A 10,589-nucleotide genomic window follows, 5' to 3' on the forward strand; every position below is an offset into this window, starting at 1 on the left:
AGCTGCTGTCGCGTGGGGCTGGGTTCCGAGATCCATGACGGCATCGTCCCAAGGACGTACGACACAACCCCGACGCCGGAATCCCGCCTGTGCACAGGGGCAACCCCGCCCCGCGCGGGTCGGTGATGCCCGGTGGTTTCGGGGCTCAACCACCGGGCGGGAACCGTTCGACACCCGGCGGCGTCGGAGTGCCATGGACACCTCACCGCGTCGTACCGCCCTCGTCCTCGCCGGCATCGCCGCGGCCCTGGCCCTCACCGGCTGCGGCAGCTCCGACGAGGCGGGTGACTCCGGCGGATCGAGCGACGCGAGGGCGTCGACCGCCGAGGTCGCGCCGAAGGAGGCGCCCGCCGGGGCTCTGGAGGCGCCCGTCGCCGCCGACGCCGCCGCCCGCGACACGGCGAGGGAGACGACGGCGCAGCCGGCGGTCATCTCGACGGGAACCGTCTCCCTGGAGGCCGAGGACGTCGGCCGGGCGCGGCTGGCCGTGCGCAAGGTGGTCGACGCGCATCAGGGGACGGTCAGCGAGCAGGAGACGACGACCGGCGCCAAGGGGAGGCTGTCGAGCGCGCGGCTGGTGTTGCGGGTCCCGAGTGAGAGCTTCGACGACGTGGTGGCCGACCTCGAGGAGGTCGCGACGCCGACCGGCACCACCACCAGCGGCGAGGACGTGGGCGCCGAGGTGGTCGACGTCGAGGCGCGGATCCGAGCCCAGCGCAAGAGCGTGCAGCGGATCGAGGCCCTCCTCGCCCGGGCCGAGAGCATCGAGCAGATCGTCGCGATCGAGTCCCAGCTCGCGAGCCGGCAGGCGGACCTGGACGCGCTCGAGTCGCGTCAGCAGTGGCTCGCGGACCAGACCAGCATGGCGACGATCACCGTCTACGTCGAGCAACCGGCCGGACGGCACGACCGCGACGACGAGGCCGACGGCTTCCTCGGCGGGCTGGCCCAGGGCTGGGCGGCGTTCGTGGAGGGTGTCGGTGCGGTGCTCGTGGTGGTCGGCTTCCTCGTCCCGTGGTTGATCCTGCTCGCCGTCCTCGCCGTGCCGGCCCGCCTGCTCCTGCGCCGACGGACGCGGGGTCCGGCCCGCACTGCGTGAGCCGGGTCCGGAGCCCGCGTCCCTCGTGTTACTGTTTGTCTACAGACTTACTTGTCTTTAGGTCTCGGGCAAGGACTCCGACCCACGGCGTCACCGATGGACGTGAAAGGCCGCACCCATGCGCATCGAACAGTTGGAGTACCTCACCGCCGTCACCCAGCACGGCTCGCTGCGCCGGGCGAGCGAGAGGCTCCACCTCTCCCAGCCGGCGCTCAGCGAGGCGCTCAGCAAGCTCGAGCGCGAGCTGCGGGTCACCCTCCTGGACCGCCGTCGGTCCGGAGCCCGGATCAGCCGCGAGGGCCGCGAGCTGCTGCCGTACATGTCCGACGTCCTCGCCGCGGTGGAGCGGCTGCGCGACGCGGCCGGCGACCGCCGTACCGATGCGCGGGCGATCCGGGTGGGGACCGTGCACGCCGCGACCTCGACGCTGCTCGTGCCCGCCGTCCGCTCCTTCCAGCAGCGCCACCCCGGGACGACGGTCGAGATGCTCACGCTCGAGCAGGCCCGGATCGACGAGGGGCTCACCGAGGGCACCCTCGACCTGGGCCTGGTCAACGTCCTCGACGGCGACGACGCCCCGGTCGGCCTCGACGGGACCGACCTGCTGCATGGACGACCGGTCGCCGTGCTCCCGGCCGGGCATCCGCTCGCCCAGCGCCCGCAGGTCACCATCGACGAGCTGCGGGAGGAGCGGTTCGTCATGATGCGCCCCGGCCACGTCATGCACCGCTACCTGCTCCGCGCCTTCGGCCCCGAGCTCCCGGCGGCCGCCCACCGCACCGACGGGGCCGAGATGGCCAAGGTCCTCGTCGCGGAGGGCGTCGGCGTCGCGGTGCTGCCCGACTACGCCGTGCTCGGCGACCCGCTGCACCGGGTCGGCGTGATCGACGTCCTCCCGATCGCCGGTGACCAGACCCTCCTGACCCTCCAGCTGCGCCGGCGCAAGGCGCTGCAGCAGCCGCTGCCGGTGCGGGAGCTGCAGGCGGCCCTCGTCGCGCGCGCCGAGGAGTACGGCGCGACGCGCGCCAGCGCCGCGTCCTGAGCGTCCGGACGCGGGATCGGCATGATGGGCCGGTGACCACCACTCCGAGCACCGCCCGGCTCGCCGTCCTCATCGACGCCGACAACACCTCGCCCAAGCACGTGAGCGCCCTGCTGGAGGAGTTGGCGACATACGGCGTCGCGACGGTGAAGCGGGCGTACGGCGACTGGACCACGACCCAGCTCGGCGGCTGGAAGGCACAGCTCAACCGGCACGCGATCGTGCCGGTGCAGCAGTTCGCCTACACGACGGGCAAGAACTCGACCGACTCCGCGCTGATCATCGACGCGATGGACCTGCTCTACTCCGGCAACCTCGACGCGTTCGCGCTGGTCTCCAGCGACAGCGACTTCACCCGGCTGGCGACCCGGCTGCGCGAGTCGGGCAAGACGGTCTACGGCCTCGGGCTGCGCAAGACGCCACAGTCGCTCGTCGCGGCCTGCGACACCTTCATCTACCTCGAGGTGCTCGGGGAGGACCGGGCCGAGTCACCGGAGGCCGAGGACGCCGACCCCGCCGCGACGCTCCCCAACCTGCAGAGCCTGCTCAGCCGGGCCGTCAACGCCACCTCCGACGACGACGGCTGGGCGCACCTGGGCGCGATCGGCAGCTACCTCCGCTCGGCCGACTCGTCCTTCGACCCACGGCTGTACGGCGCTGCGAAGCTGATCACGCTCGTGCAGGCGCAGGGCTACCTGACGACCACCGGGTCCGGGACCGCGGTGCGCGTCGGGCTCAAGGGGCGGGTCACGTCCACGAACGCGGCCGCGAAGAAGGCGCCGGCCAAGAAGACGGCGAAGACCGCTCAGTCCAAGGGATAGGACTGCACGAACTCCGTCAGCCGGGCCAGCTGGTCGGGGTCGGTGCTGGGGATGACGCCGTGGCCGAGGTTGAAGATGTGGCCGCGGGCGGCGCGGCCGGCCTCGATGACGGCGGCGGCGCGCTCGGTCATCACCTCGGTCGGCGCGAACACGAGGGTGGGGTCGAGGTTGCCCTGCACCGAGCGGTCGCCCACGACGGGGATCGCGCGCTCCAGCGGGGTGCGCCAGTCGACGCCGACCACGTCGGCACCGGCCTCGCCCATCAGGTCGAGCAGGTTCGTCGTACCGACGCCGAAGTGGATGCGCGGCACGCCGAGCTCGCCGACCCGCGCGAGGACGCGGGCGGAGTGCGGCTGGACATAGCGGACGTAGTCGTCGGGGGTGAGCGCGCCGGCCCACGAGTCGAACAGCTGGACCGCGGAGGCGCCCGCGGCGACCTGGGTCTCGAGGAAGACCGCGGAGATGTCGGCGATCTTGCGCATGAGGGCGTCCCACACGTCGGGGGCGCCGAACATGAGCGCCTTCGTCTTCGCGTGCTCCTTGGAGGGACCGCCCTCGACGAGGTACGACGCGACGGTGAACGGCGCGCCGGCGAACCCGATGAGCGGGGTGCCGCCGTTGACCGAGGCCAGCTCGCCGACCAGGCCCTGGACGGCCTGCGTGATGTAGGGGATCTGCTCGGGCGTCAGGTCGGGGATGGCCTCGACGTCCGCGAGCGTGCGCACCGGCGAGGCGACGACCGGGCCGACGCCGGGGACGATGTCGAGGTCGACACCGACCGCCTTGAGCGGAAGCACGATGTCGGAGAAGAAGATGGCCGCGTCCACGCCGTACCGGCGCACGGGCTGCAGGGTGATCTCGGTGATCAGCTCGGCGCTCATGCAGGAGTCGAGCATGGCGACGCCCTCGCGCACCTGGAGGTACTCCGGCAGCGAGCGGCCCGCCTGGCGCATGAACCAGACCGGGGTGTGCGGCACCTTCTCACCGCGGGCTGCCTTGAGGAGTGCGCTGTCGTGCAGGGGAGCGGTCACGGGGTCAGGGTGTCAGGTCAACGGCGTGGGACGCACATCGATCCGGCCCGGTGGTCCTAGGGTGGCCCCATGGTCGCCCGCCAGGAGATGAACCAGGGGTCCGGCGCGGCCGGCACTCCCCCCGAGTTCACCGCTGCGGTCGCGGGCCTGCGCGCGGCCGCCTTCCGTCCCGAGGTGTTCTGCGAGGAGATGCCGGCGCCGCAGCGCATCGCGCCGTACGCCGCCGCGCTCTCCGCCGACGTCACGGTGGACGACGAGGAGGTCGCCACCGGACGCCTCGTCCTGCTGCACGACCCGGCCGGCAACGACGCCTGGGAGGGAACCTTCCGCTGCGTGGCCTACTGCCGCGCGGAGATCGACCACGACCTCGCGACCGACCCCCTGCTCACCGACGTCGGCTGGACCTGGCTGACCGACGCGCTCGACGCGCACGGCGCAGAGCACACGGCGGTCTCGGGCACGGTCACCAAGGTGGTCACCGAGAGCTACGGCTCGATGGGCGACGAGTCGGGCAGCGCGCAACTCGAGATCCGGGCGTCGTGGACCCCGCTCGACCACGCCGACCTGGCCACCCACGCCGAGGCGTGGGGCGAGCTGCTGTGCACCGCCGGCGGCCTCGAGCCGGTGCCCGACGGGATCGCGGTCATGCCGTCGCGGCGCGGCCAGCGGGGCGGCTGATGGCCGACGAGCCGACGACCGAGGACCAGCCGACCGAGGACCAGCCGACCGAGGACCAGCCGACCGCGGACGAGCCGACCGCGGACAAGCCGGTCGAGTTGCTGACCCTCGCCGGCGGCCTCCCGCCGGTCATCGACACGGCCGAGGCGCTGGCCGACTACTGCGCCGCGCTCGCCGCCGGGACCGGTCCGGTGGCCATCGACGCCGAGCGGGCGTCGGGCTACCGCTACTCCAACCGTGCCTACCTCATCCAGGTCAAGCGCACCGGCGCCGGGATCGCGCTGATCGACCCCATCGCCTTCGACGACCTCGCGCCGCTCGCCGAGGCGATCGGCGACGCCGAGTGGATCCTGCACGCCGCGACCCAGGACCTCCCCTGCCTGGCCGAGGTCGGGCTCCACCCGGTCGCGCTGTTCGACACCGAGCTCGCCGGCCGGCTGCTGAACTACCCGCGCGTCGGGCTGGCCACCCTCGTCGAGACCCTGCTCGGCCGGCACCTGCGCAAGGAGCACTCGGCCGTCGACTGGTCGACGCGCCCGCTGCCGGAGCCGTGGCTGGAGTACGCCGCTCTCGACGTCGAGGTGCTCGTCGAGCTGCGCGACATCCTCGCCGGCCAGCTCGAGGAGGCCGGCAAGGCGGACTGGGCGCGCCAGGAGTTCGAGCACCTCCGCGGCTTCGAGCCCGCCGTGCGCGTCGATGCCTGGCGGCGCACCTCCGGCCTGCACAAGGTCCGCGGCCGCCGTACCCTCGGCGCGGTGCGGGCGCTGTGGGAGGCGCGCGACGCGATCGCCCGCGAGCGCGACGTCACGCCCGGTCGGCTGATCCCCGACACCGCCATCGTCGCCGCCGCGACCGCGATGCCGACCACCCGCGGCGCACTGCTCGGCACGTCCGGATTCCACGGCCGGGGCGCCGCCCGGCATGCCCGCGAGTGGCTCGCCGCGCTGCACGAGGCCGCCGAGCTGCCCGAGGACGAGCTGCCCACCCGCGCCACCCAGGGCGACGGTCCGCCCGCCCCGCGCGCCTGGGCCGACAAGGACCCGGTCGCCGCCCGACGTCTGGAGCTGGCCCGCGCGGCGGTGGCCGCCCTCGCCGAGGAGCACTCGGTCCCGTTGGAGAACCTGCTGACCCCCGACACCCTGCGCCGGGTGATGTGGTCCCCGCCCGCGACCCGCGAGCCGGTCGAGCTGCTGGAGGCGGTCATCGACCAGCTCCGCGGTCTCGGCGCCCGCAGCTGGCAGGTCGGGCTGACCGCGTCCGCGCTCAGCCGCGCGATCCTCGAGGCCGAGGACACGCCCGGCGGCACGCGGAGGAGGCGTCAGCCGTCGTCGGACGGCGTGGCCGAAGGCGAACCGGACGGCGTACCCGAGGGCGAGCCCGACGGCGTCTCCGACGGCTCCTCGTAGTCCGGGTCGAGCAGGCTGCGCGACTTCTCGTCGATCGCGCGCAGCGCCTCCTGCAGGTCGCCGATGTCGGGGATCGTCAGCAGCGTCTCGATGTCCGGGTCCACCAGCTGGCGCAGCTCCCGGCCCCGGCTCATCAGCGGCGGCAGCACGATCGAGCGCATCGCGGTGTTGAAGACCGCGGCGTTCTCGGGAGCCAGCGTCGACTGGAGGAAGTCGTCGGAGAACGCGACGGTCAGCTTGGCCGGCTGGATGTAGCCGGTCTCCGCGACCCGGGCCAGCGCCTCGTCGCTGACCAGATAGCTCAGCACGTTGGCCGAGGCCTCGTTGCGCGCCGGGCGCCCCGGGGCCAGGCAGAGGCCGTTCAGCTCGGCGACGGTCCGGGACGAGCCGAGCGACGGCATCGGCATCACGTCGAAGTCGAGTCCCTCGGTGCCCCGCAGCTCCGGGGTCATCCCGCGGAAGCCGGCGATCATCGCGAGCTTGCCGCGCTTGAACCACTCGAGGGCCGGGCGTTGCTCCAGCTGCTTGGTGCTGAGCGTCAGCCGGGGATCCCGCAGCAGCTCGAGGGTGCGGCGCAGGGCGTCGGTCGAGCCGTCTTCCCCGAGCGCGAGGCTCGTGGGGTCGTTGGCGTCGTCGAACATCTCACCGCCGCCGGAGTAGACGAACGGCGCGAGACCGCGCAGCGTCGGCTCGATGTAGATGCCGCGGGGGTTGCGGCGCGGCCGGCTGGCGAACTCCGCGGCGGCGCGGAACTCCGCGAGGTTCCAGCTCGCGTGGTCCTCGCGCGGCACCGGCAGGCCCTCGGCCTCCATCGCGGCGAAGTCGACGAGCTGCTTGTTGTAGTAGATGACCATCGGCGAGGCGGCGTACGGCATGCACTGCAGGTCGTCGTCGACCGAGAACGCCGAGACCGCGTCGCGCGCGAAGTCGTCGCCGACCGGGATCTCCCGCTCGTTGACGAGGTCGAGCAGCGGGACGGTGCGCTTCTCGGCCACCACCTGCGCCAGCTCGCCGCGCGGGAGCAGGTAGAGGTCGGGCTGGGCGGCGCCGCTGCGGATGTCGTCGAGCATCGCGTCCGCGTCGGGCCACGACACCACCGACACGTTGGTGTCCTCGCTGGAGGCGTTGTAGTCGTCGACGACCGTCTGGTACGCCGCGACCTCGGGCGCGCTGCCCCACACGGCCAGCTGCAGCTCGGTCCTCGCCTGCGCCGTCGGCTTCGGATGGTGCGCCGGGCTCTGCTGCTCGGTGCCGCCGGCCAGGACGATCATGCCGACGAGAACCGCCATGGCGACGCCGACCACGACCGCACCCGTCCGCCACGTGAACCGACCCACGGCCGCAACCCTACCGGCCGGTCACAGGGCGGCCCGCACGGCCGCGGTCCTACCCTTGTCGGATGTCCGAGCATCGGCGCCACCACCGTCCCGCGCCGCGGGAGGCCGCCTTCTTCGACGAGTACGCCGGCGCCACGGACCCGAGCCTGCTCGCCGAGGCCGCCGAGCGGGCCGCCGCCCTGCTCGTCCGCGGCGCCCGCACCAGCGACGACGCCGGTGTCGCCGAGCGCCTGGTCCACCTCGCCGACACCGAGGGCATCGAGGCGATCGCCGAGGTCTGGTCGCACGCCGCCGCCGACACCTTGTCCGGCTGCCTGTGGCGCCTCTACCTCCTGCGCTCCTGGGTGTACGCCGACCCGGCGGGCGTCGCGCGCCAGTTCGACGCCGGGCGCGGCCGGGCCGAGTTCGCCCGCGTCGTCGCCGGCGTCGCCGACCCGCCCGGGCCCGACGAGCTGCGCGCGATGGTCGACGAGGTGCTCCGCGGCATCGCCACCGGCGAGTTCGCCGACGTGCTCCTGCGCGCGGCGGCCTTCGCGCGGGTGGTCGCCGCCGGCCGGGCCACCCTCCACGAGGTCCCCGACCCCGACATCCGCCGCATGCTCGCGCTCGCCGAGCAGCTCGAGGCGGCCGGTCATCTCGAGCTCGCGCACCGTTTGGCGTGAGAGGGGCGCATCGACCCCGTAGACTCGGTCATCGAGCACACCGGGTCGCGGCAGCCCCGGGTCCCAACATCAAGCCGCCACGAGCGGCCCTGCGCCGTGAGGCGCTCCCGGCCCGGTGTGCTCGACCTCTCCCGCCCCCGGGGCCCGGAGGGGCATGACCACGGAGGCCGCTTGCGCACCGGGGGGCCAGGACGCAGCCTGAGGGCATGGACACCGCTCTGCGCTGGTTCCTCGCCGTCGCCCTCCTCATGACCGCCGGCTGCGGGACGTCGTCGACACCGCGGGCCGGCACGCCGACGCCGACCACGACCGCGTCCACGGAGCCGGAGTACACCTACGGACGGCTGCAGCTCGAGTCCGGCGAGATCCGCTACTGGTGCGCAGGAGAGGGCGAGCCGGCGATCCTCCTCGAAGCGGGGACCGACGCCCCGGGCACGACGTCGTTCGGGCGCCCCTTCACCCTCCCCCTCGCGGCACGGACCACCGTGTGCACCTACGACCGGCCCGGGACCGGGTCCAGCAGCCGAGCGCCGGAGCGCCGCCGCGGCCTCGAGGACCTGTGCGTCGTGCAGGACCAGGTCATCGCGGCGCTGGGACTGTCGCCGCCCTACGTCCTGGCCGGACAGTCCGGCGGCGGCAACCTGAGCATCGGCTGCGCGGCCCGCCATCCCGAGCGAACGGCCGCCCTGGTCACCATCGACTCCTACCACGACGACCCGGCGCAGATGCGGGCCTGGCAGCGGGAGGGGGAGTTCGACTGGCGCGAGAACCCCGAGCACGTGGACTACGTGCGCGGATACACCGACGTCCTCGACCGCCTGCCCATGCCGATCGGCACCTTCCCCGTGCTGGTCTTCAGCGCCACCCGGGCCGACCCGGGCGGTGTCGAGAACCAGCGGTTCTGGCTCGGACTCTCGCCGAGCTCCACGCAGGTCGTGGTCGAGGGCGGCCACAACCTGCACCAGCAGCATCCGGAGCAGCTCGCCGAGCGGATCCTCGGTCTTCTCGCCGAGCTGCGTTCGTGACCCCCGGGCGCTCCTGGCCGCAGCAACCCGCCGGCTCGGGTCAGAGGGAGTCGAGGGCCTTGCGGATCCGGACGTCGGAGATCGGGCCGTCGGTGCCGAGCTGCTGGGCCCACAGGGAGACGCGGTACTCCTCCAGCATCCAGCGGATCGCGCGCAGACCCTCACCGGCGGGGCGTCCCTCGGGGAGCGCCGCGACCCGGGCGAGGTAGGCCTCCTGGAGCGGCTGGACGAGATCCATCCGCTGGCGGTCCTTCACCAGCGCGGGCCGTCCGCCCGTCTCCAGCTGGCCGCGCCGCTCGCGCATCGCGGCCAGCCAGGTGCGGTAGCGACGCAGCCGGGCGGCGCCCGCATCCCCCACGAACCCGTCGTGGACCAGTCGGGCGAGCTGGCCCTGGAGGTCGGTGAGCGCGGGGAGCATCGGCAGGTCGGCGCGTCCGCTGAGCAGGCGGTCGACCTCGCGCCAGGTGGCGAGCACCCGGAGCAGCTCGGCCAGCACGTCGCGCACGCCCGCGGCGGCGCTCGGGCGGAGGCCGGCCAGCAGGTCGTCGTACTCCTGACGGGTGCGGACCGGCGGGCGGGCGTCGACGGCGTCGACCACGACGGCGCGCAGGCAGTCCTCGAGGATCGCCGGCACGCCGGCGTACGGCGTCCCGGCGAGGCCGAGCTTCTCGGCGTTGCCCAGGCCCTCGACGACGCCTGCGAGCGGCGCGGAGCCGAGGGCGAGCAGAGCCAGGCGTACGACCGCGAGGCGGTGTCGCGCGTCGCGCTCGTCAGCCGAGCCGAAGACCTGAAGGCCCACGGAGGCGCCCTCGTCGACGAGGCCCGGAAAGGCCTCGACCTCGTGGCCGGCGCGGGTCCAGGTGGCGGTGTCGGGGATCTCGTCGAACACCCAGGCCGTCTCGCCGGTGCGGGCGACCCCCGAGTCGGAGGCGACCGCGGCGATGGCACGCTCGAACTGCGGCCGCAACGGCGCCTTCAGCTCGGTCAGCGACTTGCCGCGTCCCTGCACCCGGCCGCGCTCGTCGACGACCCGGTAGGTCGGGGTGAGGTGCGCCGGCAGCGCCGAGAGGTCCCACGCCCCGCGGGGCACGTGGACGCCCGTCGTGGAGCGCAGGTAGCGCTCCAGCGCGGTCAGCAGCGGCTCCTCCCCCGCCGGGACGGCGGCGAGGAACTCGCGGGCGGTGTTGGGGGCCGGGACGAAGTTGACCCGCAGGGCCTTCGGCAGGCTGCGGATCAGCTCGGTGACCAGCTCCTCGCGCAGGCCCGGGACGATCCAGGAGAAGTCCTCGTCGTCGACCCGGTTGAGAGTCGCCACCGGGATGTCGATGGTGAGGCCGTCGTCCTTCGCGCCCGGCTCGAAGTGGTAGCTGATCGGGAAGGTGAGCCCGCCGGAGACCGACCACTCCTCCGGATAGTCGGCCTCGCGCACCTCCTCGACGGTGTCGTGGGTGAGCATGGCGAGGTCGAAGGTGAGCAGGTCCGGCTGCT

At 73.6% G+C, this 10,589-nt stretch carries 10 protein-coding genes; 7 read left to right on the plus strand and 3 right to left on the minus strand.

What is annotated here, in order from left to right; all coding sequences use genetic code 11:
* Positions 1 to 193: 193 nt before the first annotated feature.
* From FHP29_RS03780 to FHP29_RS03790, 3 genes are all read left to right on the plus strand, one after another.
* The gene (locus tag FHP29_RS03780) at positions 194 to 1,099 is read left to right on the plus strand and encodes a DUF4349 domain-containing protein (protein WP_158296458.1); all 906 of its coding nucleotides are present in this window, start codon (positions 194 to 196) and stop codon (positions 1,097 to 1,099) included.
* Between the two features lie 118 nt (positions 1,100 to 1,217).
* Positions 1,218 to 2,141 carry a LysR family transcriptional regulator gene (locus FHP29_RS03785; RefSeq protein WP_139621528.1) on the plus strand — a complete coding sequence of 308 codons (924 nt, stop codon included), beginning with the start codon at positions 1,218 to 1,220 and terminating at the stop codon, positions 2,139 to 2,141.
* Between the two features lie 32 nt (positions 2,142 to 2,173).
* The gene (locus tag FHP29_RS03790) at positions 2,174 to 2,962 is read left to right on the plus strand and encodes an NYN domain-containing protein (RefSeq protein ID WP_139621529.1); all 789 of its coding nucleotides are present in this window, start codon (positions 2,174 to 2,176) and stop codon (positions 2,960 to 2,962) included.
* Here FHP29_RS03790 and hemE read toward each other — a convergent pair.
* On the minus strand, positions 2,947 to 3,993 hold the full coding sequence (hemE, locus tag FHP29_RS03795) for a uroporphyrinogen decarboxylase (RefSeq protein ID WP_240044287.1): 1,047 nt from the start codon (positions 3,991 to 3,993) through the stop codon (positions 2,947 to 2,949). The genes FHP29_RS03790 and hemE overlap by 16 nt on opposite strands.
* A gap of 69 nt (positions 3,994 to 4,062) precedes the next feature.
* Between hemE and FHP29_RS03800 the strand changes: the two genes are divergently transcribed.
* Positions 4,063 to 4,671, plus strand: coding sequence for a DUF3000 domain-containing protein (locus FHP29_RS03800; RefSeq protein WP_139621530.1), 609 nt, complete (start codon positions 4,063 to 4,065; stop codon positions 4,669 to 4,671).
* Positions 4,671 to 6,077, plus strand: coding sequence for a ribonuclease D (locus tag FHP29_RS03805; RefSeq protein WP_139621531.1), 1,407 nt, complete (start codon positions 4,671 to 4,673; stop codon positions 6,075 to 6,077). The genes FHP29_RS03800 and FHP29_RS03805 overlap by 1 nt, the downstream gene beginning before the upstream one ends.
* On the opposite strand, the gene FHP29_RS03810 is transcribed toward FHP29_RS03805, so the two are convergent.
* A complete protein-coding gene (locus FHP29_RS03810; RefSeq protein ID WP_139621532.1) occupies positions 5,990 to 7,414 on the minus strand; it encodes an extracellular solute-binding protein in 1,425 nt (474 codons plus the stop codon). The genes FHP29_RS03805 and FHP29_RS03810 overlap by 88 nt on opposite strands.
* 62 nt (positions 7,415 to 7,476) lie before the next feature.
* On the opposite strand from FHP29_RS03810, the gene FHP29_RS03815 reads away from it, so the two are divergent.
* Together FHP29_RS03815 and FHP29_RS03820 are read left to right on the plus strand one after the other, a co-directional pair.
* Entirely contained in the window at positions 7,477 to 8,076 is a 600-nt protein-coding gene (locus FHP29_RS03815) for a hypothetical protein (RefSeq protein ID WP_240044288.1), read from the plus strand.
* 206 nt (positions 8,077 to 8,282) lie between these two features.
* Positions 8,283 to 9,101: an alpha/beta fold hydrolase gene (locus FHP29_RS03820; RefSeq protein ID WP_139621533.1), complete on the plus strand. Its 819-nt coding sequence runs from the start codon at positions 8,283 to 8,285 to the stop codon at positions 9,099 to 9,101.
* A 40-nt stretch (positions 9,102 to 9,141) separates the two neighbouring features.
* Here the strand turns inward: FHP29_RS03820 and FHP29_RS22470 are convergent.
* Positions 9,142 to 10,589 (minus strand): DUF3418 domain-containing protein (locus tag FHP29_RS22470; protein WP_240044289.1); only part of this gene is annotated, 1,448 nt, incomplete at its 5' end.

The sequence above is a fragment of the Nocardioides albidus genome (assembly GCF_006335005.1).
Taxonomy (GTDB): Bacteria; Actinomycetota; Actinomycetes; order Propionibacteriales; family Nocardioidaceae; genus Nocardioides; species Nocardioides albidus.